General features: G+C 71.2%; 22 protein-coding genes and 2 pseudogenes. 10 read left to right on the forward strand and 14 right to left on the reverse strand.

Annotated features, from left to right (window positions below; genetic code table 11):
- Positions 1 to 69: 69 nt before the first annotated feature.
- A complete protein-coding gene (locus tag IEY81_RS11025; RefSeq protein ID WP_229787709.1) occupies positions 70 to 462 on the reverse strand; it encodes a pyridoxamine 5'-phosphate oxidase family protein in 393 nt (130 codons plus the stop codon).
- 210 nt (positions 463 to 672) lie between these two features.
- Here IEY81_RS11025 and leuA point away from each other — a divergent pair, with 210 nt between their 5' ends.
- A complete protein-coding gene (gene leuA / locus IEY81_RS11030) occupies positions 673 to 2,430 on the forward strand; it encodes a 2-isopropylmalate synthase (RefSeq protein ID WP_189118529.1) in 1,758 nt (585 codons plus the stop codon).
- Between the two features lie 218 nt (positions 2,431 to 2,648).
- Here the strand turns inward: leuA and IEY81_RS11035 are convergent, their stop codons facing one another.
- Positions 2,649 to 3,575, reverse strand: a complete 927-nt coding sequence (locus IEY81_RS11035) for a DMT family transporter (RefSeq protein ID WP_189118530.1) — start codon at positions 3,573 to 3,575, stop codon at positions 2,649 to 2,651.
- Positions 3,576 to 3,765: 190 nt separating this feature from the next.
- On the opposite strand from IEY81_RS11035, the pseudogene IEY81_RS24195 reads away from it, so the two are divergent.
- Together IEY81_RS24195 and IEY81_RS11040 are read left to right on the forward strand one after the other, a co-directional pair.
- Positions 3,766 to 3,828, forward strand: a pseudogene (locus IEY81_RS24195) (hypothetical protein); the annotation flags it as partial.
- Between the two features lie 293 nt (positions 3,829 to 4,121).
- A complete protein-coding gene (locus IEY81_RS11040) occupies positions 4,122 to 5,027 on the forward strand; it encodes an aminotransferase-like domain-containing protein (protein WP_229787733.1) in 906 nt (301 codons plus the stop codon).
- Here the strand turns inward: IEY81_RS11040 and IEY81_RS11045 are convergent.
- Together IEY81_RS11045 and IEY81_RS11050 are read right to left on the reverse strand one after the other, a co-directional pair.
- On the reverse strand, positions 5,024 to 6,748 hold the full coding sequence (locus IEY81_RS11045) for a serine/threonine-protein kinase (RefSeq protein ID WP_189118531.1): 1,725 nt from the start codon (positions 6,746 to 6,748) through the stop codon (positions 5,024 to 5,026). The two genes, IEY81_RS11040 and IEY81_RS11045, sit on opposite strands and share 4 nt — an antisense overlap.
- A 113-nt stretch (positions 6,749 to 6,861) precedes the next feature.
- Positions 6,862 to 7,662 (reverse strand): ion transporter, encoded by an 801-nt coding sequence (locus IEY81_RS11050; RefSeq protein WP_189118532.1) that lies wholly within the window; start codon positions 7,660 to 7,662, stop codon positions 6,862 to 6,864.
- A 124-nt stretch (positions 7,663 to 7,786) separates the two neighbouring features.
- Here IEY81_RS11050 and recO point away from each other — a divergent pair, with 124 nt between their 5' ends.
- The 3 genes and pseudogenes from recO to IEY81_RS11065 all read left to right on the forward strand — a co-directional run bounded on the left by recO (position 7,787) and on the right by IEY81_RS11065 (position 10,584).
- Positions 7,787 to 8,515, forward strand: coding sequence for a DNA repair protein RecO (gene recO, locus IEY81_RS11055; RefSeq protein WP_189118533.1), 729 nt, complete (start codon positions 7,787 to 7,789; stop codon positions 8,513 to 8,515).
- A 343-nt stretch (positions 8,516 to 8,858) separates the two neighbouring features.
- A pseudogene (locus IEY81_RS24200) lies at positions 8,859 to 9,677 on the forward strand (YibE/F family protein); the annotation flags it as partial.
- A 103-nt stretch (positions 9,678 to 9,780) separates the two neighbouring features.
- Entirely contained in the window at positions 9,781 to 10,584 is an 804-nt protein-coding gene (locus IEY81_RS11065; protein WP_189118534.1) for an isoprenyl transferase, read from the forward strand.
- Positions 10,585 to 10,699: 115 nt separating this feature from the next.
- On the opposite strand, the gene IEY81_RS11070 is transcribed toward IEY81_RS11065, so the two are convergent.
- Genes IEY81_RS11070 through bioB form a run of 8 tightly spaced genes read right to left on the reverse strand, consistent with a single transcriptional unit; the run spans position 10,700 to position 18,287 of the window.
- Positions 10,700 to 11,095, reverse strand: coding sequence for a Fur family transcriptional regulator (locus IEY81_RS11070; protein WP_189118535.1), 396 nt, complete (start codon positions 11,093 to 11,095; stop codon positions 10,700 to 10,702).
- The gene (locus IEY81_RS11075) at positions 11,082 to 12,101 is read right to left on the reverse strand and encodes a metal ABC transporter permease (protein ID WP_189118536.1); all 1,020 of its coding nucleotides are present in this window, start codon (positions 12,099 to 12,101) and stop codon (positions 11,082 to 11,084) included. The genes IEY81_RS11070 and IEY81_RS11075 overlap by 14 nt, the downstream gene beginning before the upstream one ends.
- 3 nt (positions 12,102 to 12,104) lie before the next feature.
- Complete coding sequence (locus IEY81_RS11080) at positions 12,105 to 12,920, reverse strand: metal ABC transporter ATP-binding protein (RefSeq protein WP_229787711.1); 816 nt, start codon at positions 12,918 to 12,920, stop codon at positions 12,105 to 12,107.
- A complete protein-coding gene (locus tag IEY81_RS11085) occupies positions 12,917 to 13,858 on the reverse strand; it encodes a metal ABC transporter substrate-binding protein (RefSeq protein WP_189118538.1) in 942 nt (313 codons plus the stop codon). The genes IEY81_RS11080 and IEY81_RS11085 overlap by 4 nt, the downstream gene beginning before the upstream one ends.
- Before the next feature lie 11 nt (positions 13,859 to 13,869).
- The gene (gene bioD, locus IEY81_RS11090) at positions 13,870 to 14,574 is read right to left on the reverse strand and encodes a dethiobiotin synthase (RefSeq protein WP_229787713.1); all 705 of its coding nucleotides are present in this window, start codon (positions 14,572 to 14,574) and stop codon (positions 13,870 to 13,872) included.
- Positions 14,571 to 15,830: an 8-amino-7-oxononanoate synthase gene (locus IEY81_RS11095; protein ID WP_189118539.1), complete on the reverse strand. Its 1,260-nt coding sequence runs from the start codon at positions 15,828 to 15,830 to the stop codon at positions 14,571 to 14,573. The genes bioD and IEY81_RS11095 overlap by 4 nt, the downstream gene beginning before the upstream one ends.
- Positions 15,830 to 17,146 (reverse strand): adenosylmethionine--8-amino-7-oxononanoate transaminase, encoded by a 1,317-nt coding sequence (locus tag IEY81_RS11100; protein ID WP_189118540.1) that lies wholly within the window; start codon positions 17,144 to 17,146, stop codon positions 15,830 to 15,832. Before IEY81_RS11100 ends, IEY81_RS11095 begins: the two co-directional genes overlap by 1 nt.
- Positions 17,127 to 18,287: a biotin synthase BioB gene (gene bioB, locus IEY81_RS11105; RefSeq protein WP_189118541.1), complete on the reverse strand. Its 1,161-nt coding sequence runs from the start codon at positions 18,285 to 18,287 to the stop codon at positions 17,127 to 17,129. Before bioB ends, IEY81_RS11100 begins: the two co-directional genes overlap by 20 nt.
- Before the next feature lie 131 nt (positions 18,288 to 18,418).
- On the opposite strand from bioB, the gene IEY81_RS11110 reads away from it, so the two are divergent.
- The 4 genes from IEY81_RS11110 (at position 18,419) to IEY81_RS11125 (ending at position 21,448) form a co-directional block, all read left to right on the forward strand.
- Positions 18,419 to 19,663, forward strand: coding sequence for an alpha/beta fold hydrolase (locus IEY81_RS11110; RefSeq protein ID WP_229787715.1), 1,245 nt, complete (start codon positions 18,419 to 18,421; stop codon positions 19,661 to 19,663).
- A gap of 4 nt (positions 19,664 to 19,667) precedes the next feature.
- Positions 19,668 to 20,132 (forward strand): hypothetical protein, encoded by a 465-nt coding sequence (locus IEY81_RS11115; protein ID WP_189118542.1) that lies wholly within the window; start codon positions 19,668 to 19,670, stop codon positions 20,130 to 20,132.
- Between the two features lie 2 nt (positions 20,133 to 20,134).
- Complete coding sequence (locus tag IEY81_RS11120; RefSeq protein ID WP_189118543.1) at positions 20,135 to 20,704, forward strand: GrpB family protein; 570 nt, start codon at positions 20,135 to 20,137, stop codon at positions 20,702 to 20,704.
- A gap of 84 nt (positions 20,705 to 20,788) precedes the next feature.
- Positions 20,789 to 21,448, forward strand: coding sequence for an HAD family hydrolase (locus tag IEY81_RS11125; protein ID WP_189118544.1), 660 nt, complete (start codon positions 20,789 to 20,791; stop codon positions 21,446 to 21,448).
- 75 nt (positions 21,449 to 21,523) lie between these two features.
- Here IEY81_RS11125 and IEY81_RS24465 read toward each other — a convergent pair whose 3' ends face one another.
- Complete coding sequence (locus tag IEY81_RS24465; RefSeq protein WP_268244495.1) at positions 21,524 to 21,649, reverse strand: hypothetical protein; 126 nt, start codon at positions 21,647 to 21,649, stop codon at positions 21,524 to 21,526.
- Entirely contained in the window at positions 21,646 to 22,515 is an 870-nt protein-coding gene (locus IEY81_RS11130; protein ID WP_189118545.1) for an SCO6745 family protein, read from the reverse strand. The genes IEY81_RS24465 and IEY81_RS11130 overlap by 4 nt, the downstream gene beginning before the upstream one ends.
- Between the last annotated feature and the right edge of the window lie 81 nt (positions 22,516 to 22,596).

Below are 22,596 nucleotides of genomic sequence, written 5' to 3' on the forward strand. Positions count from 1 at the left end.
GCCGACAAGCGTGTCGCGGGGTCACCCCCGATGCCTCGTCCCTTCCTCACGAAGGTGAGGTGACAAATGTCAGCCGACCAGCCGGCGGCCGGTGACTTCCTTGGGGTGCAGCCGCACCCACAGCGGCCGGGCGCCGGCCGGCCAGGAGTGGAGGCTCTTGATCGTGTCGGGGACCTGGCTGTCGCGGTAGAGGATCTCCGCGCGGCCCTTGAACTGCACCGACCAGCCGACGTGGGTGTCGGGGTCGAGCTCGTCGACCAGCAGCGCGACCGCGCTCTCGTCGATCTGCTCGGCCATCGAGGAGTGGGCCGAGGTGCGGATCCAGACCGAGTCGTCGTGGACGACGTGGTTGACCGGGATGACGACCGGGCCTCGAGGCCCGGTCCAGCCGATCCGGGAGACCTGGGCGCCTGCCGCGAGCCGCCAGGACTCCTCGACCGTGAGCTCTTCCAGCTGGGACACGCCGTTCCTCCCCGTCGTCACTTCGGTTTTCGTCTCACCGTTGGGGATGGACCCCCTGTGCGGCAAGTCTGCCAGTTCTGTTCTGTTATTGTTACCGAGTCATGATGCGCAGCCTCCTCCTTAGCTGCCGCAGCGGGGTCTGAGAGCCGGACTCCCTCGCTGCGGAGGTTCGACGTGCGCCGGCACTCGCTCCGATCTGATGAGGAATCCATGACCAACCTGAGCAACTCCAGCAATCAGCAGAAGCCTTCGGGGATGCCCTTCGAGCGCTACCGCGCGTTCGTGCCCGTCGACGTGCCCGACCGCACCTGGCCGAGCAAGAAGATCACCAAGGCTCCGCGCTGGCTCTCCACCGACCTGCGTGACGGCAACCAGGCGCTGATCGACCCGATGACCCCGGCCCGCAAGCTGCGCATGTTCGAGCTGCTGGTCTCGATGGGCTACAAGGAGATCGAGGTCGGCTTCCCGTCGGCCTCGCAGACCGACTTCGACTTCGTGCGCAAGCTGATCGAGGAGGACCGGATCCCCGATGACGTACAGATCTCGGTCCTGACCCAGGCCCGCGAGGACCTGATCTCGCGCACCGCCGAGTCGATCGCCGGTGCCCCGCGCGCCACCATCCACCTCTACAACGCGACCGCCGAGCTGTTCCGCCGGGTCGTCTTCAACGTCTCCCCGGCCGAGTGCATCGGCATCGCCGTGCGCGGCACCGAGATGGTGATGAAGTACGCCGAGGAGTACGTCCCCGAGCTGATCGGCAGCGAGGACTTCGGCTACCAGTACAGCCCCGAGATCTTCACCCAGACCGACACCGACTTCGCGCTCGAGGTCTGCGAGCGGGTCTCGGACGTGTGGCAGCCGGAGGGCGGTCGCGAGATCATCCTCAACCTGCCCGCCACGGTCGAGATGTCCACGCCCAACACCTACGCCGACCAGATCGAGTACTTCAGCCGCGGCCTGACCCGCCGCGACGTCTCCGCGATCTCGCTGCACCCCCACAACGACCGCGGCACCGCGGTCGCGGCCACCGAGCTCGGCATGATGGCCGGCGCCGACCGCGTCGAGGGCTGCCTGTTCGGCCACGGCGAGCGCACCGGCAACGTCGACCTGGTCACCCTGGGCATGAACCTCTTCTCCCAGGGCATCGACCCGCAGATCGACTTCACCGTCGGCGGCGGCATCGACGAGATCCGCCGCACCGTCGAGTACGTCACCAACATCAACGTCCACCCGCGCCACCCCTACGCGGGCGACCTGGTCTACACCGCCTTCTCCGGCTCCCACCAGGACGCCATCAAGAAGGGCCTGGAGGACCTCGACCGGATCGCCGCCGAGGCCGGCAAGCAGACCAGCGAGATCCCGTGGGAGGCGCCCTACCTGCCCATCGACCCCAAGGACGTCGGCCGCACCTACGAGGCCGTCATCCGGGTCAACAGCCAGTCCGGCAAGGGCGGTGTCGCCTACCTGCTCAAGACCGAGCACTCCCTGGAGCTGCCGCGCCGCGCGCAGATCGAGTTCAGCCGGGTCGTCCAGCAGCGCACCGACACCGAGGGCGGCGAGGTCAGCCCGGAGGAGATCTGGTCGATCTTCGCCACCGAGTACCTCGAGCGCGAGGAGCCGTACGCCCTGGAGAGCTGGTCCTCGGTGACCGACGCCGAGGGCGGCGACGACCAGCAGGTCACCCTCCGCGTACGCGGCGAGGAGCGCACCTACAAGGGTGTCGGCAACGGCCCGGTCGCCGCCTTCGTCGACGCCCTCAAGGAGGCCGGTGCCGAGATCCGTGTCCTCGACTACGCCGAGCACGCGCTCTCCTCCGGCGGCGACGCGGCTGCTGCTGCGTACGTCGAGTGCGAGATCGCCGGCGAGATCGTCTGGGGCATCGGAATCCACGAGAACATCGTCACCGCCTCCCTGCGGGCCGTCGTCTGCGCGGCCAACCGCGCGCAGGCGGTCACGCTCCCCGCGTAGCGAAGCGAAGCGGGGAAGAGCCGAGTCGGCGCAAACGGACCGGAGCGTAGCGAGACGACCGGAGCGAGGTCGAGCGGCGAGCTTGCTCGTCCGCTCGCGCCGAGCGAGGGAGTAACCGCGCGAAGCGCGGAGGACCGGATTGCGCCGACTCGGCGGAACCAGCGCAAGGCAGACTGAGATCGACAACCGATGCGGTAGCCGAGGCGAAGCGATAGTCGTCAGCCTCGCCGCCGCTCGCTCAACCCGATCACCAGGCCGGCGGCGACGACCGCCGTGCCGAGCCAGACCATCGGCCCGGGCACGACCCCGTCCAGAGGTACGCCGAGGGCGGCGGCCGACACGGGCACGACGCCGGTCAGCAGGCCGGCGCGGCCCGAGCCGAGGCGGTCGACCGCGGTGAACCAGAGCAGGAACGCCAGCGTGGTCACGACCGCGGCGAGGTGGAGCGCGGCGAGCAGGTCGGTCGTGCCGAGCGTGGTGACGGCCGCCGGGCCCTCGGTGGCGACGCCGACCACGGCCATCCCCGCGGTCGCCATCCAGACGGAGTGGAACGAGACGCCGAAGGCGCCCAGCCGCGACAGGACGGGCACCGCCAGGAGCGTGAAACCCGCCTCGCAGACCAGCACGAGGAGCGCGTAGCCGATCCCGGCTGCGTCTGTTCTCCCGAAGCCCTCGACCAGCACGGCCCCCGCCGTCACCACGGTCGCCCCGATGACCACCCCGCGGGCCGGAAGGATCCGCGTCGCGACCGCTGGGACGATCGCGAGCAGCATCGGGACCGCGGCGACCGCGACACCGATCACGGCTGGCTCGGCATGGGCGACACCGCGTACGACACCGACGTTGAAGAGCACCAGCCCCGCGCCCGCGACTCCGGCCAGCCAGAGCCACTCGCGACGGCGTGGGCTCGGCACCCGCCAGCCGGTGACGCGCGCGACCACGAGCAGGAGGGCGGCGGCGACGGCGTACCGCACGCTCTGCAGCGTGAAGAGCGGGGCGTCGGTGATCGCCGTGGAGACCGCGACGCTGCTGCCGACGCAGGCCATCCCAGCGGCGGCGAAGACGATGCCGAGCAGCATGCCGCGGTGAGGAGTCGCGGCCGGTTCGCGCGGGACTCCGGTGTCGGGGAGGGCTTCGGTGGTCATGCCTACGAGGTTCCTCCCAGCTTGGTCCCGCGGATAGATCCAATCAGGGGGTGGCAGAGTGGACCAAGTGACGGGAGCGGACTTCCTGCAGCTCGACCGCGCCGACGTGCCGAAGGGCGGGCTGGCGGCCTGGCTCACCGCTGCGCTGCGCGAGGCGGTGGCCGACGGCCGGCTCGCGGTCGGGTCGCGGGTGCCGCCGTCACGCACTCTCGCCACCCAGCTCGGCGTCTCGCGCGGGGTGGTCGTAGAGGCGTACCAGCGGCTCACCGACGAGGGCCTGCTCTCGGCCCGCAGCGGGGGAGGGACCCGGGTGAGCGCGGTCCCCGGAGCCGTACGCCGCCTCGGCGCCGCCACCCGGCCGCCGACACCCGAGCTGGACCTGTCGCCCGGGGTGCCGGACCTCTCCGCCTTCCCGCGGGCGGCCTGGGCGAAGGCTTCTCGGGAGGCGCTCGCGGAGATCGGCAGCGCCGAGCTCGGTTACGGCGACCCGCGCGGCGTGCCGGCGCTGCGGAGGCGCTCGCGGTCTGGCTGGGCCGCACCCGCGGGATCACGGTCGCTCCCGACGAGATCCTGGTGGTCAACGGGGTCGCCCAGGGGCTGGTGCTCCTGGCTCGCTGGCTGGCGGAGCGCGGCCGCACCACGATCGGCTTCGAGGAGCCCGGCTCCTACGGCGGCCGTGTGCACCTGCAGCGGTGGGGGATGACCACCGTCCCGGTGCCGGTCGATGCCGAAGGCCTGGACGTGGCGGCACTGTCCGCCAGCGGGGTCGACGCCGTCGTCGCCACGCCCGCCCACCAGTTCCCGACCGGCGTGGTGCTCTCCCCGCAGCGTCGGCGCGACCTGGCCGAGTGGGTGCGAGCGGCGCCGCACCGGCTGGTGATCGAGGACGACTACGACGCCGAGCACCGGTACGACCGGCCGCCCGTCCCGGCCGTGAAGGTGCTCGCGCCCGACCGGGTCGTCCACCTCGGCAGCGTCTCGAAGACGCTCGCTCCGGCGATGCGGATCGGCTGGCTGATCGCCCCGTCCGGCATGCACGAGGAGCTGGTGGAAGCGCGCTACTGGCTCGATCTGGCCAGTCCTGCGCTACCCCAGGTCACCCTGGCGCGGATGCTGACCTCGGGTGCCTTCGAGCGTCATCTGCGGCTGCTCCGACCACGGCACAAGGCGCGTCGGGACGCGCTCGTCGAGGCGCTCGCCGAGCATCTGCCGATGGCCCGCGTCGGCGGGGTCGCGGCCGGACTGCACGTGCTCGCGACCCTTCCCGAGGGAATCGACGACACCGTGGTCGCGGCTGCCGCGCTGGAGGCGGGCGTCGCCGTCCATCCGTTGTCGAGGCACCGTCAGGAGGACGGACCGCCGGGGCTCGTGATCGGCTACGCGGCGATGACGCCCGACCGCCTGCGGGAGGCGGTCAGGCGGCTCGCTCCGCTGGTCCCGGAGCCGTCCTAGGACTCGATGTCGTACTTCGCGCAGAGGCCGAGCCGGCTGCCGGCCATCCATGCGGTCTTGAAGGGGGCCTTGTACTTCGTCGCCTCGGTGGGGCAGCCGCTCAGACCCTGGATGTTCGTCTCGCTCTGGTCGGGATAGGAGTCGCCCTCCATCTCGAAGGTGTCGACGACGACGTAGTCGTGCTCGGTGCCGCAGCGGACGACCTTGTCGATGGTGCTGTCGATGCAGGCCCGCAGGTCGTTCGGGAACGGGTTGGGGACCGGGTCCTCGGGAAGGTCGACCAACGGGGCCTTCTGGACGGTCACACCCACGTCACAGCGTACGTAGCGGTCGCCGTCGTTCCACGAGGTCTCGGAGGGCCAGTACCAGCTCACGATGTAGGCGGTGCGGGCGAGCGTCTCGGGCTGGAGCCCGAGGCCGGTCTCCAGTCGCGTGAAGCACGCGGCGCCGGCGGCCTCGTTGTCGTTGTAGGTCTTCACGTCGGTGGCGACGTGGAAGGTGTAGAGGGTGTGCGGATCCGTGCAGGCCACCGGCTCGGACTCGTCGACGTACTCGTTGGCCGAGGCATAGTCGAGGTCGCGGCACTCGCCGGCCTCGGGGATGTCGCTGGCACCCGGGCCGAGGAAGTAGATCAGGCCGCCGACCAGCCCGATGAGCGCGAGCGCCGCGGCGACGCCACCGATCAGCAGGCCGGTGCGCTTCTTCTTCGTCGGCTGCTGAGGTGAGCCGGTGAGCGGCAGGGTGGTGGGCTGGTCGAAGGGCGAGGCGGGGTGGCCGGTCGGTGGGCCGGTCGGTGGGCCGGTCGGAGGAGCCGTCGGGGGTGCCGGCGGGCGGGCGCCGGAGGACTGCCAGGCCGGGGGCGGGGGAGGCTGGGACGCGAACGCGGGCGCGCCCGAGGAGCCCTGGACCGCGGCACGGAGCGCGTCGCCGAACGCGCGCGCATCGGGCCAGCGGTCGTCGGCGCGAGGCTCGAGTGCCCGGCTGATGGCCTGGCTGACCGAGGCGGGGACGGGGCGTACGGTGCCGGCCTCGGGCACTCGCGAGGTGAGGCTGAGCGCGGGGGCGGGGGAGCGGCCGGCGAGCAGGGCCCAGGCGACCGCGCCGAGGGCACGTACGTCGGCGCGGTGGTCGATGGGCAGGTCGGGGTCGAGCTGCTCGGGGGCCATGTAGGACGGGGTGCCGATGTCGCGGGTGACCTCATCGAGCGAGTCGAGGGAGCGGGCCACGCCGAGGTCGGCGATCATCACCCGGCGGGCGCCGGCGGTGCCGCCGGAGGTCTCCGAGGCGAGCAGCAGGTTGGCCGGCTTGATGTCGCGATGGATCACCCCGCGCGCCTTCAGTGCCATCAGACCGTCGGCGGCCTGGGAGACGATGTCGGCGACCTCGGGCACGCCCAGCCCGCCCGGCGACCCCTTGAGCAGGTCGGCGACCGAGCCGCCGTCGGCGTACGACATCACGAAGAAGGGAATGCCGGTCGAGGTCTGGCCGATGTCGTAGACACGTACGACATGGGGTGAGTCGACCGAGCGCAGCAGCCGCGCCTCCTGGAGGAAGCGCTTGTGGATCTCCGGGTTCGACACCCAGCCGGGGGAGAGCGCCTTGACCGCGACGTGGGAGTCGAGCTCGGGGTCGTAGTAGAGCCATACGGAGGCGAACGCACCGGCGCCGATGTGGCGGATCTGCTGCAGCCGCCCGAGATGGGTCGGGAAGGTCGCGGTCATCGCTCCAGTCCCGGAGGGCCTTGCCGGTCAGTCATGCCCGAATCATGCCCTGAAACCGCGGGGACAGGCTGCGGTGACACCTGGTTCGTCCCGTTTCGCAAAGAAATCGAGACCTACTTCCCGAACCGCTCCTCGTCGCGCTTGACCGCCTCGTACTCCTCCGAGCCGATGTTCTCCCGCAGCTCCTTGGCGGACTCCCGGATCGCGTCGGAGATGATCTCGTGGACGCGAGGGTCGGCCAGACCCTCGTCGACCAGGCGGAGCACCGTGTCGGCCACGAGCCGGACGATGTCGTCGTGGAACGGGAGGTACTTCAGCTTGCCGGTCGCCTGGTCCCGGCGGATGAGGTCGATGATGAGCGTGTCGATCTCGGCGCGGTTCTCCTCGATCGCGCTGGAGATGTGGCGGGTGTAGTTGCCGGTCTGGATCACGGCGATCACCTCGTCGAGCACCGCGACCGTGATCGGCCGGCGGATCGCGTTGACGATGGTGTTGGAGAACCTGCCGACCACGTACGCCGAGACCCGGTCGCCGAAGGCACGGTCGGCCGCACGCATCAGCCGCAGCACGATGACCACCACCCGCAGCAGCCGGAAGGCGCGGAAGGCCGGGTCCGAGAGCGGGACCATGCCGAGGATCTCGTACCAGTAGAGCGCTAGGAACTTCCAGCCCATCCGGGAGCGCCGCCACCGGACGCAGAACTCGACGAAGAAGATCCCGCAGATCACATAGTCGGCGATGATCACCCGGTCGGCCCAGGCCTGGGGTACTTCCCAGAAGGTGATCCAGACCAGCAGCCCGACCGAGACGATCGCCAGTGCCAGCATCAGCCAGTCGACCACGGTGACCGGCGGTGTCGGCGCTGCGCCCGGCCGGCGGTCGTCGTGACGGCGGTCGATGCCCGTGGTACTCATGATCGGCACCCTAGGAGACTCCTCGCGCGGAGCGGTTGTGCACACGCGTCGTTGAGATGATGTTGAGCCATCATGTGGGTCTGTCGTTGCCGCGGTTGTCGGTGGCGCGCGGCAGAATGGTCCCGTGCCCCTCTACCGCGACGAAGCCATCGTGCTTCGCACCCACAAGCTCGGTGAGGCCGACCGCATCATCACCATGCTCACCCGCCACCACGGCCGGGTGCGTGCGGTGGCGAAGGGCGTGCGGCGCACCACCTCGCGCTGGGGCTCGCGCCTGGAGCCCTTCACCCACGTCGACCTGCAGTTCGCCGAGGGGCGCAACCTCGACACGATCACCCAGGCCGAGACGCTGACCCTGTTCCACACCGGGATCGGGCTCGACTACGACCGCTACACCGCCGGCACCGCGATGCTGGAGACCGCCGACCGGCTGGTCCACGAGGAGGGCGAGCCGGCGCCGCAGCAGTATCTGCTGCTCGTCGGTGGTCTGCGGGTGCTCGCCCAGGGCGACCGGCTGCCCCGGCACGTCCTCGACTCCTACCTGCTCCGCTCGCTCGCCGTGGCCGGCTACGCGCCGAGCTTCGAGGCCTGCGCACGCTGTGGGCTCGAGGGTCCGCACCGGTGGTTCAACGTGTCCATGGGTGGTGCGCTCTGCACGACCTGTCGGGTGCCCGGGTCGGCGACGCCCTCCCCGGAGACGCTGACCCATCTCGGGGCGCTGCTCTCCGGCGACTGGGACACCGTCGGCCGCGCCGAGGACCGCACCAGCAGGCAGGCGAGCGGGTTGGTCGCTGCGTACCTGGCTTGGCATCTGGACCGCAGCCTGCGTTCGCTCGAGTACGTCGAGAGATGAGGAACAGATGGCCCACTCCCACGGCCACTCCCACGGCGGGCACGATGCCGAGGTGGAGGTCGAGGACCTGCCGCGGCTGGTGCTGACCGTCTCGCTGGTGCTCGTCGCCGTCCTCACCGTCGTCGGGGTGGTGATCTGGTGGCCCGACCGTTCCGCGGTCGAGAAGCTCCAGGGCTCGCAGGAGTTCGTCGCCGACGGCGTCGTCTTCGAGACCGCCGAGGTGACCCGGGTGGCCGAGCCGTGCAGCGCCGAGGGCGCTCCGGAGGGCTGCAACACCGCGGGCGCGAAGATCACCAGCGGGCCCGACACCGGCACCGAGGTGGCGGTCGAGATCTCGACGCCGATGGCCCGCTCCGGCCTCGAGGCCGGTGACGAGGTGGAGCTCTCCCGCACCGAGAAGGAGGGGGAGGCGACGTACGCCTTCTTCGACGTGAAGCGCGGGCCGCCGCTGCTCCTGCTGGTCGGTCTCTTCGTGGTCTGCGTCGTCGCGGTGGCGAGGCTGCGCGGGCTGATGGCGGTGCTCGGGCTGGGCTTCGCGGGCGCGGTGGTGTGGCTCTTCCTGCTGCCGGCGCTGCTCTCCGGCGAGCCCGCGGCCTGGGTCGCGCTGGTCTCCTCGGTGCTGATCCTCTACGTGGTGCTCTACACGACCCACGGTCTCTCGGTGCGTACGTCGGTGGCGCTCGCCGGCACCCTGGCCGGGGTGGCGGTCACCGCCGTGATCGGCACCGTCGCGATCGGTGGCAGCCGGCTCACCGGCCTGGGCTCGGAGAGCGGTCAGACGCTCTCCTCGCTCGACGCCGCGCTCGATCTGCAGGCGCTCCTGGTCGCTGCGGTGATCATCGCCGGGCTCGGCGCGCTCAACGACGTCACCATCACCCAGGCCTCCGCGGTGTGGGAGCTGCGGGCCGCCGGCCCCAACGCGTCGCGCTGGGAGATCTTCCGCGGCGCGATGCGGATCGGCCGCGACCACGTCGCCTCGACGATCTACACCATCGTCTTCGCCTACGTCGGCGCCGCGCTCACCCTGCTGCTGGTGATCCAGCTCTACGACCGCACCTTCTTCTCGCTGCTGACCACCGAGCAGATGGCCGGTGAGATCGTCTCCACGATGGCCGCCGGCGTCGGGGTCGTGCTGGCGATGCCGATCACCACGATCATCGGCGCGATGACCGTCCCCGGCCCGGCCGATCGCGCCGAGGAGATGGAGTACGACGCGCCGCGGCGCCCGATGGTCCCGCCGCCGAGGCCGCAGGCCCCTGGCGGGTATGCGCCGACTAGGGTTGGGCCTCGTGAGCAAGCCGGTCCGTACCCCGTCGCCCCACCCGTCCGGGGCTACCCCGCCCCCGGTCCCCAAGGACCTCGTCCCGGAGCACGTGGCGATCGTCATGGACGGCAACGGCCGATGGGCCAAGGAGCGTGGCCTCCCCCGGACCAAGGGCCACGAAGAGGGTGAGTCCTCGCTCTTCGACGTCGTCGAGGGAGCCATCGAGATCGGCGTGAAGGCCATCTCCGCCTACGCGTTCTCCACCGAGAACTGGTCGCGCTCGCCCGACGAGGTGAAGTTCCTGATGGGCTTCAACCGCGACGTCATCCGCCGCCGTCGCGACGAGATGAACGAGCTCGGCGTCCGGGTCCGCTGGGCCGGCCGCGCGCCGCGGCTGTGGAAGTCGGTCATCAACGAGCTCAAGGTCGCCGAGGAACTGACGCGCGACAACACGGTGTGCACGCTCACCATGTGCGTCAACTACGGCGGCCGCGCCGAGCTGACCGACGCCATGCGGCGCATGGGTGAGGACGTACGCGCCGGGAAGCTGCGTCCGGAGAAGATCACCGACAAGACGATCGAGAAGTACCTCTACGTCCCCGAGCTCCCCGACGCCGACCTGATCTGGCGCACGTCGGGTGAGCAGCGCCTGTCCAACTACATGCTCTGGCAGGCCGCCTACTCCGAGTTCGTCTTCACCGACGTCCTCTGGCCCGACGTCGACCGCCGCCACCTGTGGCACGCCATCGAGACGTACGCCAGCCGCGACCGCCGCTACGGCGGCGCCGCCCCCAACCCCGTCTGACGGCGTCCGCCTGGTGAGACGTTTTCGGGAACTGGACGGGCACTTTGTGGACTTGTGGGGTGTTTCAGTGCCCGTCAAGTCCAGGGATACCCGGTCGACCGGGTATCCCTGGGGCTCAGCGGCACCCGGTGCAGGTCCCGAAGATCTCGAGGGTGTGGGAGACGTCGGTGAAGCCGTTCTCCTCGGCGATGGACTTGGTCCAGCGCTCGACCGCGGGGCCCTCGACCTCGACGGTGCGGCCGCAGCTGCGGCAGACGAGGTGATGGTGGTGGGTGTCGGAGCAGCGGCGGTAGATGGTCTCGCCGTCCTCGGAGCGCATCGCGTCGACGACGCCGGCCTCGGCCAGCGCGGTGAGGGTGCGGTAGACGGTGGCGAGGCCGACGGCTCCGTCGAGGCGGGAGTGGATCTCCTGGGCGGAGTGGAAGCCGTCGTACGTCCGTAGCGCCTCGGCCACCGCGAGCCGCTGCTTGGTGGGTCGCAGGGCTCCCGAGGGCTGGTCAGTGCTCGTCATAGTGCTCTCCCTCCGCACCGACGTGCGCCGCGTGCCGGTGTCCGTCGTGGATGTAGTCGACATGGTCGCCGTGCTCGACGGCCACGTGGCCGCACTTCTCGCCGTGGTGGTGCGGGTGGGCCTCGTCGACGGGGTTCTCCTCGGGTGAGGTCTCGGGGAACGGCGCCACCAGAGCCCGCCGCCGGCGCAGCCAGGCACCGATCGGCCAGACCAGGAAGAAGCCGGCCAGCGCGACCAGCACGATGCTGGGGCCGGGCTGGACGTTGGCGCCGGTGCGGGAGAGGGCGGCGGCCAGCACGAGACCGCCGACCGAGGCGACCAGGCCGGCGCCCATCGCGCCGAGGAGCGTCATCCGGAACGAGCGGGTCAGCTGCTGCACGATCGCGACCGGCACCACCATGAGGGCGGAGACGAGGAGCAGCCCGACCGTACGCATCGCGATCACCACGCTCAGCGCGGCGAGCACGGCGACGAGGATCGAGTAGAACCGCACCGGCAGGCCGGCGACCTTGGCGTAGTCGGGGTCCTGCGAGACCGCGAAGAGCTGGGGTGAGAGGCCGACGCAGATCAGGATCAGCACGACCGAGAGCGCCATCGTCACCAGCAGGTCGTCGACCGAGATCGTCAGGATCGAGCCGAAGAGGAACTCCTGGAGCCGCGAGGCGCCGGTGCCGGCGAGGCCGGTGACGAAGACGCCGCCGGCGAGACCGCCGTAGAAGAGCATCGCCAGGGCGACGTCGCCCTCGGCGTGGCCGCGCTCGCGGACGACCTCGATCACCACGGCGCCGGCGATCGCGACGACGACGGCGGTCCAGGTCGGCGAGGTCTGGGTCCACAGGCCGATCGCGACACCGGTGACGGCGACGTGCCCGATGCCGTCGCCCATCAGCGCCAGCCGTCGCTGGACGATGTAGGTGCCGACGGCGGGCGCGGCGATCCCGACGAGGAACGCCGCGATCAGCGCCCGCTGCATGAACGGGACCGAGAAGAGCTCGAGGAGAGACATGGCCTAGAGCTCCTTGAGCGGGGTGGGTACGGCGGGGTTCGGCACAGGGGCCTGCGCGTCGTCGCAGTGGACGTGGCCGGCGTCGAAGCCCTGGGCGTGGACATCGGCATCGGAGAGGGGCGGGCCGTCGTAGGCCTTGCGGCCGTCGCGCATGACGACGGCGCGGTCGATGAGCGGGGCCAGCGGTCCGAGCTCGTGAGCGACCAGCACGATCGTGGCGCCGTCGTCCTTGAGCCGGCCGAGCGCCGCGGCGAGGGCCTGCTGGTTGGGCAGGTCGACCCCGGCGGTGGGCTCGTCGAGCAGCAGCAGCTCGGGCCGACCGGCGAGCGCGCGGGCGATCAGCACCCGCTGGTGCTGGCCGCCGGAGAGCTGGGCGACGCCGCGATGGGCGTACGCAGCCATCCCGACCACCTCGAGCGCGGCCCGGATCGCGGCCCGGTCGGCGCTGCGCAGCGGCCGCAGCAGCTTGCGGTGGGTGAGCCGGCCGGAGGCGACGACCTCCCAGACGGAGGCGGGCACGCCGCCGGTCGCGGTGCTCCGCTGCGGGACGTAGCCGACCCGCGACCAGTCGTGGAAGCTCCCCAAACCGCGGCCGAAGAGCTCCAGGCGTCCGGCCGAGAGCGGGTTGAGGCCGACGAGGGTGCGTACGAGCGTGGACTTGCCAGAGCCGTTGGCTCCCATCAGCGCGACGAACTCACCACGGTTGACGGTCAGGTCGACGCCGCGGAGGACGGGGCGTCCGGACAGGGCGACGTCCCCGTGCGCGAGCTGCACGGGGACATCGGCGGGAACGGTGCTGCGGGTCCCGGATCTGGTCACTGACAACCGTTTGCCGCCTTCAGGGCGTCGAGGTTCTGCCGCATGAGGGAAAGGTAGTCCTCTCCCTCCGTCTCTGCCGAGAGACCCTCGATCGGGTCGAGCACCGCGGTCTTCAGCCCGAGGTCGCCGGCGAGGGTTTCGGCGAGCGCGGTGCTGACCAGACGCTCGGAGAAGATCGTGGTCACCTCGTGCTCCTTCGCGTGCTCGCCGATCTCGGCGAGCTGGGCCGGGTTGGGCTCGGCGTCGGGGGTGAGGCCGGCGATCGACTCGAACTCGAGGCCGTACCTCGCCAGGTAGGCGAACGCGTCGTGGGAGACCACGACCTCCTTGATCCGGCACTTCGCCAGCCCGGTCTCGAACTCCTGGTCGACCTCGGTCAGGTCCTGCGTCAGCGCCTTGGCGTTGGTCGCGTAGGCATCGGCGTTGTCGGGGTCGGCCTTCGCCAGCGCAGCGCGTACGTCCTCGGCGTAGTCGGCCATCAGCACCGGGTCGTGCCAGAAGTGCGGGTCGATGTCGCCGTGGTCGTGACCCTCCTCGTCATGGCCGTGGTCGTCCTCGGTCTCCTCGGCGGCCCGGAGCTCGACGGACTTCTCGACGTCGACGATCGTGCCCTTCACGTCCTGCTCGACCGCGTCGTCGATGGCCGGCTGGAAGCCGTGCTCAGTCAGGATCACGTCGGCGGTCTGCAGCGCGGCGGTCTGGTTGATGCTGAGCTCGAGGTCGTGCGGCTCGACGCCCGGCTTGGTCAGGCCGGTGACCTCGGCCAGGTCGCCCGCCACCCGCTCCGCGACGAACTCCAGCGGGTAGAACGCGGCCGCGACCTGCACCTTCCCCGATCCCGAGTCGCCGGAGGCGTCCTCCGACAGCGCGGCACAGCCGGAGGTGAGCAGGAGCGCGCCGGCAGCGAGGAGTGCGGCGGAACGGGAGGTGGGGGTCATGAGAACCATTCTCAGAGTTGTTGAGAATGGTTGTCAATTCCTTTCGGGATGCCGAAGAGCAGGGGTACGCCGGTCACTCTGGGCAGGTCGACCCGGTTGCAGCGCTCGGCGAGGCCTGGGTCGGCCGGCCAGGAGCCGATGATCAGGCCGGTGGGCTCGTGCCCACGGGCGCGCAGCGCAGCCACGGTCAGCTCGGTGTGGTTGAGGGTGCCGAGACCGGCCGAGGTGACGATGACGAAGCTCGTCGCCGTGCCGTCGGCGACGAGCGCGTCGGCGAGATCGAGGAGGGTGCCGCCGTCGGTGTCCAGGCGCACCAGCAGGCCGCCCGCGCCTTCGACCAGCACCAGATCGTTCTCCCTGGTCAGGGCCGAGATCGTCGGAGCGTACGCAGTGACCGCTGGGATCTCCACGCCCGCCCGCCGGGCGGCGGTGTCGGGTGCGAGCGGCTCCTCGAGCCGGGTCAGCTCGTGGACCTCGAGCCCGGTCAGCCGGTGGATCTCGGCGGCGTCGCAGTCGCCGTCGGCGGTGCCGGTCTGGACGGGCTTCACGACCGCGACCTGCTCGCCGTCCGTGCGTGCTCGCGAGGCCAGCGTCGCGGTCGCGACGGTCTTGCCGACCCCGGTGCTGGTGCCGGTGACGATGAGCACCCGGCCGGTCGTGCGGCGGTCCGGGATGCTGACCGAGGTACCTCGGTCAGCATTCGGCAACCCGCTCACCGGACCTCACCCACGATCGTGTCGATGGCCTTGACGGCCCGCTCCCATTCCTCGTCGGTGACACCGGCCCCGGCGGTGACCCGCAGCCGGGAGACACCGTCGGGGACGGACGGTGGCCGGAAGCAGCCGACGCGTACGCCCTCGGCGAGCAGGTCGGCCTGTGCGGCGACCGCTGCCTCGGGGGAGGCCATCGGCACCGACAGGACGGCACCGGCGGGGGAGGGGATGCCGAAGGCGCTGGCCAGGCCGGCGACCCGGGCGCGGATGGTGTCGGCGAGCTCGGGTCGGGTGCGCGCGATCCGTGTCGCAGCGAGCGCCGCGGCGGTGGATGCGGGGGCGAGGCCGGTGTCGAAGATGAACGGGCGCGCGGTGTTGACCAGATGGTCGATCGCGGCCGGTGGGCCCAGCACCGCCCCGCCCTGGCTCCCCAGGCTCTTGGAGAGCGTGGCGGTGACGAGCACGTCAGACCGCCCGGCGAGTCCGTTCCGGTGGACGAGGCCGGGTCCGTGCACGCCGACGCCATGGGCCTCGTCGACCACGAGCAGCGCGCCGTGCTCGGTGCACACCTCGGCCAGCTCGGCCAGCGGCGCCTCGTCGCCGAGGACGGAGTAGACGGACTCGGCCAGCACCAGGCTGCGTACGCCGGGCCGCGCTGCGAGCGCCGCCCGCACCGCCGCCACGTCGTTGTGGGGGACGACCGTCAGCTGCGCGCGGGAGAGCCGGACGGCATCGACCAGCGAGGCGTGGATGTGGGCGTCGGAGACCACGTGGGCGGAACGGTCGGCCAGCGCACCGACGACCGAGAGGTTGGCGTGGTAGCCGGTCGAGAACGCCAGCGCCGCCGGCTGGCCCAGCCAGTCGGCGAGCTCTGCCTCCAGCTGTTCGTGCAGCGTCAACGTGCCGGTGACCAGCCGGGACGCACCTGCGCCGCCACCCCAGCGCATCGCCGCCTCGGCCGCGGCGTGGCGAACCTCCGGGTGTCGCGACAGCCCCAGATAGTCGTTGCCGGCCAGGTCGACGAGGCCGTCGTCGGCGCCTCGCGGCCGCAGTCGCCGGGTCAGCCCCGCCGCCTCGCGAGCGCCGGCGGCCTCGGCCAGCCAGTCATCCCAGGGCGGGGTTGCCCCGTCGGTCGAGCCGCGAGCGCCAGCGAGCGAGTCGAGACCAACACGGTCCGTCTTGCGGGGAGGTGACTGTGTTGGTCTCGACACGCCTCCGCCCAGGGGCTCCGGCGGCTCGACCAGCGGGAGGCCGGACATCATCCCACCTCCGCAGCTGCCGCGACCGCGCGACAGATCAGCGCGAGGTCGGCGTCGGAGGTGACGTACGGCGGCATCGTGTAGATCAGGTTGCGGAACGGTCGGATCCAGACGCCCTCGCGCAGGGCCGCGTCGGTCGCGCGGACGACGTCGACCGGGCGGTCGAGCTGCACCACACCGACGGCGCCGAGGATGCGGACGTCCTCGATGCCCGGCGCTCCGGCGAGCGGTGCGAGGCCGGCGGCGAGACCCGCAGAGACCCGGGCCACGTCCTGCTCCCAGCCGCGCGCGGCCAGCAGGTCGAGCGAGGCGAGCGCGACCGCGCAGGCGAGCGGGTTGCCCATGAAGGTGGGTCCGTGCATCAGCACGCCCGACTCGCTGCGGGAGATCGAGTGCGCCACCTCGGAGGTGGTCAGCGCGGCGGCGAGGGTCAGGTAGCCGCCGGTCAGAGCCTTGCCGATGCACAGGATGTCCGGCGTGACCTGCGACGACACGAAGAGCGAACCGGTGCGGCCGAGGCCGGTGGCGATCTCGTCGAAGATCAGCACCAGCCCGTGCTCGTCGGCGATCTCGCGAAGCACGACCAGGCAGCGGTCGTCGTAGACCCACATCCCGCCCGCGCCCTGCAGCCGCGGCTCGACGACGATCCCGGCGAGCTCGTGGGCGTGGGCCGCCACGACCCGGCGTACGCCCTCGGCCCATGTCTCCACGTCGCCACCGGGAGCCGGCGGCCGATCGGCGAAGACCTGCTGCGCGAGCACGTCGGCGAACATCGTGTGCATCCCGCCGACCGGGTCGCACACGCTCATGCACCCGAACGTGTCGCCGTGGTAGCCGCCGCGCAGGCTGAGCAGGCGCGTACGCTCCGGCCGGCCGCGTCCGCGCTGGCTCTGCAGCGCCATCTTGATGGCGACCTCGACGCTGACCGAGCCGGAGTCGGCGAGGAAGACGTGCTGCAGCGGCTCCGGGGTGATCGAGACGAGCCGTTCGGCGAGCTCGATCGCGGGGGAGTGGGTCAGGCCGCCGAACATCACGTGCGCCATCCGCCCGGCCTGGTCGGCGAGCGCGGCGTCGAGCTCGGGCACCCGGTAGCCGTGGATCGCCGACCACCACGACGACATCGCGTCGATCACCGGCACTCCGGAGGTCGGGCTTGTCGAGACTCCGTCACGATCGGCCAACCACAGACGCACTCCCTCCGCACCGGTGACCAACCGAACCGGCGCCGGGTCGGTCATCGAGGTGTAGGGATGCCAGAGATGCTCCCGGTCGAAGGCGAGCAGGTCGGTTCCGCGATCAAGCGTTGGCAGCGACATCGGTCCCCGCTCCGCGACGCCGGATGACCGGACCGTCCTGCTCGTCGTGACCGCCGCAGGCGTCACCACACCCGTCTCCGCAAGACGATCCGCAACCGCCCGCGACCCGTCCGGCAGCCCGGGCGCGGTGCTCCTCGATCAGCTCGTCGAATGCGGCGTCGTCCATGCCGAGGATCACGAACCCGTTGTCGCGCAGCATCTCCAGGTCGGCCAGCGCGTCCTGCCCCTCCGAGGTCAGGTAGTCACCGAGGAAGATCGAGTTGGCGACCTGCAGCGCGGTGGCCTGCAGCGAGCGCAGGTGCATCTCACGCCCCGCTGCGATCCGGATCTCCTTGTCGGGGCAGACGAACCGCGCCATCGTCAGGATCTTCAGGCAGCGCGTGGGGGAGAGCTCCCAGGTGTTCTCGTACGGCGTCCCGTCGAACGGCATCAGGAAGTTCACCGGGATCGAGTCGGCGTCGAGGTCGCGGAGCGCGAAGAGCGCCTCGACCAGCTGCTCGTCGCTCTCGCCCAACCCTGCGATCAGCCCGGAGCACGGCGAGAGCCCGGCCGCCTTGGCCTTGCCGATCGTGTCGACGCGGTCGTCGTAGGTATGGGTCTGCACGATGTTGTCGTGGTTGGACTCGGCGGTGTTGATGTTGTGGTTGTACGCATCCACCCCGGCCGCCTTGAGCCGCTCGGCCTGCCCGCCCTTGAGCAGCCCGAGACAGGCGCAGACCTCGACACCGTCGTGGGCCTCCTTGAGGGCCGAGGTCATCTCGACGACCTTGTCGATGTCGCGCTCGGAGGGCCCGCGGCCGGAGGAGACCATGCAGACCCGGGTCGCGCCGCCGCGTAGCCCGGCGCCGGCCTGCTCGAGGGTCTCGTCCTTGGAGAGCCAGGAGTACTTCAGCACCGGCGCCTGCGACCCGAGCGCCTGGCTGCAGTAGTTGCAGTTCTCCGGGCACAGGCCCGACTTCAGATTCACCAGGTAGTTGACTTTCACGGTGTTGCCGAAGTGCTTCCGCCGCAGTCGTCCTGCCGCGGCCACGACACCCAGCAGCTCCGCATCGGGCGTACGCAGCACCGTCAGCGCCTCCTCGGCGGTGGCGGTCGCGCCCGAAAGGATCCGGTCGGCTAGCTGGTCGAAGGCTGTCGTCATGCGGGCGGCTCCTCGGGAATCGGAAACTGAACATTGTTCAGGTGAACGGCGTTCAGGTTAGGTCCGGCGGTCGCGCGTGTCGAGACCTGGTTCCGGATTCGGTCCCAGGTGTCGTGCCTAAGATCGATCCCGTGCACATCGAGACGATCCCCGGCATGGTCCTGATCGAGCACGAGATCGAGGTGCCGCTCGACCACTTCGGCGGCGATCCGGGGACCTTGACGCTCTTCGCCCGCGAGGTACGCCGCCCCGGCGATCGCGACGACAAGGACGCGCTGCTCTTCCTTCAGGGCGGCCCCGGCGGCGAGAGCCCGCGCCCGATCCAGCTGCCGACGGAGCCGGGGTGGCTGGACCGCGCGCTCCAGGACTACCGGCTGATCCTGCTCGACCAGCGCGGCACCGGACGGTCGACCCCGGTCACCGCGATGACCGGGATGAGCCCGCAGCAGCAGGCCGACCACCTGGCCCACTTCCGCGCCGACTCGATCGTCGAGGACGCCGAGCTCCTCCGTGCCCACCTCGGCATCGCCCGCTGGTCGGTGCTGGGTCAGTCGTTCGGCGGGTTCTGCTCGCTGCGCTACCTCTCGACCCACCCCGAGTCGCTGCGCGAGGTGATGTTCACCGGGGGAGTGCCGCCGGTCGGGATGCCCGTCGACGAGATCTACACCGCGACCTTCGCCCGCGCGATCGAGCTCACCGAGCGCCACTACGCCCGCTTCCCGGGCGACCGCGATCGGATGCGTGCCCTGGTCGAGCGCTGCGACGCCGGCGAGATCCGGCTCCCGCACGGTGGCCTGCTCTCCTCGCGCCAGGCGCGCACCATCGGCAACCGGCTCGGCATGGCCGGCGGCTCCGAGCAGATCCACTACCTGCTCGAGCGCGACCCCGCCGGCCTCGGCTTCGGCCACGAGGTCGCCTCGCTGCTGCCGTTCAGCGGCCACTCGCCGCTCTACGTGCTCGTCCACGAGGCCTGCTACGCCGACGGCGAGGCGACCCGCTGGTCCAGCGCGCGCGTCCAGCCTTCGGCGTACGAGGAGGACCCGACCCTCCTGACCGCCGAGCACGTCTTTCCGTGGCACCTGAGCGAGGACCCGCTGGTCGCCCCCTTCGCCGAGGCGGCCGACCTGCTCGCCGAGCGCGAGTGGCCGCGGCTCTACGACCCGAGCGTGCTCGCTTCCGTCGACGTCCCCTGCGCTGCGGCCGTCTACTACGACGACCCCTACGTCCTGCGTGAGCACTCGCTGGCGACCGCCGAGCTGGTGCCGTCCCTACGCCCGTGGATCACGAACGCACACCTCCACAACGGCGTCCATGTCTCGCCGGACGAGGTCCTCGACAAACTCATCGGCATCGTCCGCGGCGCTCCGCCATACTGACGCCATGAGTCTCCCCACGACCGCCGTCCGCGCCGCCTCCTTCGTGCTCACCATGGTCGCCGTCGGGGTGGCCTACCCCGTGCTGGCGCTGCTGGGCTACATCGGTCTCCTGATCGCCTCCGCGGTCGGCGACCTCGACGCGGGCGGACCTCTGGCTGGGCTCGTGTTCGTGATCGTCGGCGCGGTCGTCGGTGTCGTCTGCGTAGCGATCGGCGCCCCGGCGGCGCTGGCCGGCCGGGCCCTGGGCGGTGCTTGGGGAGTCGTCGCCGCGGTCGCCGTCCTGCTCGTGGCGGGTGGCGCCGCCGCGCTGCTGTGGTCGGTCGCCGACCTCGCCGGACAGCCGCTGGTCGCCGGAGCAGTCGTCGCCGTCGCCGCAGCCCCCGCCGCCCTCGCGCTCTCCCTCTCCGACGTCGTCGCCGGCAGCCTCGCCCGCCTCCGGCCGGGACGTCGGCCTGTCGTCGAGGGCTGAGCGTGACCGTCGAGGTGAGGGCGTACGACCCGGCCTGGCCGGCCCTGTTCGCCGAGGTCGCCGCAACGTTGAGGGCCGCGCTGGCCGACGGGCCGGAGGCCAGCGTCGAGCACGTCGGCTCGACGTCGGTGCCGGGTCTCGCGGCCAAGCCCGTCCTGGACATCGACGTCATCGTCGCCCCCGACGACGTCCCCGCCGCGGTCTCCGCGCTCGAGAGCGTCGGCTACCGCCACCGCGGCGACCTCGGCGTCCTTGGCCGCGAAGCCTTCCAGGCTCCCGACGACGACCCCCGTCGCCACGTCTACGTCTGCGCCGCCGGCACCCTCAACGTACGCAACCACCTCGCCGTCCGCGACGTCCTGCGCCGCCACGACGATCTGCGTGACGAGTACGCCGCCGTCAAGCTCGCCCTCGCCGCCGATCCGGCGATGGACATCGACACCTACATCGCCGGCAAGTCCGACGTCCTGCAGAAGGTCCTCGCCCTCTCCGACCTCACCGACGCCGAGCGCCGCCAGATCCTCTCGCTCAACGACGGAAGGCGCCTGAACGTGACAAAGCCCTGCACGTGAGGGGAAGTGGAGCGTCGGCTCGCACATCGGCGCGTCAGAACCGTGCACGTGCACCGTTCCGGCCTCGACAATAGAGTCTCGGCCGTGCTGCGCGCGATCATCTTCGACCTCGACGACACGCTGGTCGACCAGGAGGGAGCGGCGCGGGCCGCGGTGGTCGGGTGGGCGGCGGAGCACGGGATCTCCGGGCCGGAGGTCGTGGCGCGGTGGGAGGCGGTCTCCGGGCCGTACTATCAGCGCTATCAGCGCCGAGAGATCAGCTTCCAGGAGCAGCGGCGCGCGCGGGCGCGCGAGTTCCTCGGGGTAGACGTCGGCGACGCGGAGGCGGATGAGCTGTTCGCCGGCTACCTGACGAGGTACGAGGCGCAGTGGGTCGCCTTCGCTGACGCCGTGCCGACGCTGCGCAGGGTGCGGGAGGCCGGGCTCCGCACGATCGTCCTCACCAACGGCGAGGACGCCCATCAACGCCTCAAGCTCGACCTCACCGGTCTCGCCGAGCACGTCGATCTGCACGTCTCGACCTCGACGCTGCCGGTGAGCAAGCCCGACCCGCAGGCCTACCTGCTCACCTGCGAGCGGGCCGGGATCGCGCCCACCCAGGCGTTGATGGTGGGCAACAGCCTCGCCCACGACGTGCTCGGCCCGATCGAAGCCGGCCTCGACGCCGTCCTGCTCGACCGCCATGACGCCCACCCGGCCGCTGCTGTGCGCCGAATCGCCACGCTCGCCGACCTCGCCTGGTGACGGCGATGCACACGGTCGTTACGCATGTGACGTCTGAGGCGCCTCAGACGTCACATCAGTAACGACCGTGTGCACTCACAGCCGAAGAGCGTGCGCAGCCATCCGATAGGCGACGGCATCGGCCTCGACCCCGGGGCGCGCCGCGGCGACCTCGGCCAGAGCGAGGACGGGACGGAGCCGGGGGTCGAGGTCGGAGCTCATCGGTCGAGGTCGTCCAGCTTCATGCCGACCGGCGAGCTGCTGGGGATCTCGCCGGAGGCGACCACGGCCTTGGCCAGCGGCCGCAGCAGGGTGATCAGCTCCTCGACCTCGTCCGCCTCCAGCGTGGCGTACGCCGTCCCGGCGAGCGCGTCCGTACGCGACTCGATCTCGGCCTTGACCGCGTTGCCGGCGTCGGTGAGCGAGAGGCCGTCGTCGGCGACGAGCCCGCGCGAGCGCAGGTCGGAGGCGAGGGTGTCCCACTCGGAGTCGTGCATGTTGCGGGTGTTGGCGTAGACCGAGGGGGAGATGCCGTTGGCGAGCGCGTGGAACACGTGCGACTCCCGCCCGCCGATCCCGGCGGCGACCAGCGTCGCGACGTGGCCGTCACCGCGGTGCTCACGCAGCAGCGTGGAGGCGTCCCACAGCTGAGCCACCGGGTCGTCGTCGACGGGGAGCGAGCGCAGCGCGGCGTACAGCGGCCGGCCCTCCATCGGCGCACCGTGAGCGGCGCGCGAGGCGAGGGCGGCGGCGCGCGCGAGCTCCTCGGTGCCGACGAGGTCACCGAGGTGGCGGCTCAGAGCAGCGAGGGCTCCGGAGCGCCGCGCCTCGTGAGCGGTCTCGGGCGGGGCGTACGTCCAGGCGTCGGGGATCGCGCGGGAGACGTGCGCGAAGGCGAAGTTGTAGAAGGTGGCGTGGACGACCTCGACCGGGACGGGCCCGAGCGGCGCGGACCGGGCGGCGAAGTAGCCCATCCAGTAGCCGCGGTATCCGGCCTCCTTGAGGTTGGCGATCGGCTCGGGGGAGAAATAGCCCACCGAGTGGATCGGTTCGAGCAGCTTCCACAGACGACGTGCGTTCGGCTCCATGTCGAGCGACGTTAGCGGCCCCGCGTACGGATGACCGAGCGAATTGGCCCCGCGGGCGGCTTGGATAACAAGATGACACCA

It is taken from the genome of Nocardioides luteus, from assembly GCF_014648595.1.
Taxonomy (GTDB): domain Bacteria; phylum Actinomycetota; class Actinomycetes; order Propionibacteriales; family Nocardioidaceae; genus Nocardioides; species Nocardioides luteus.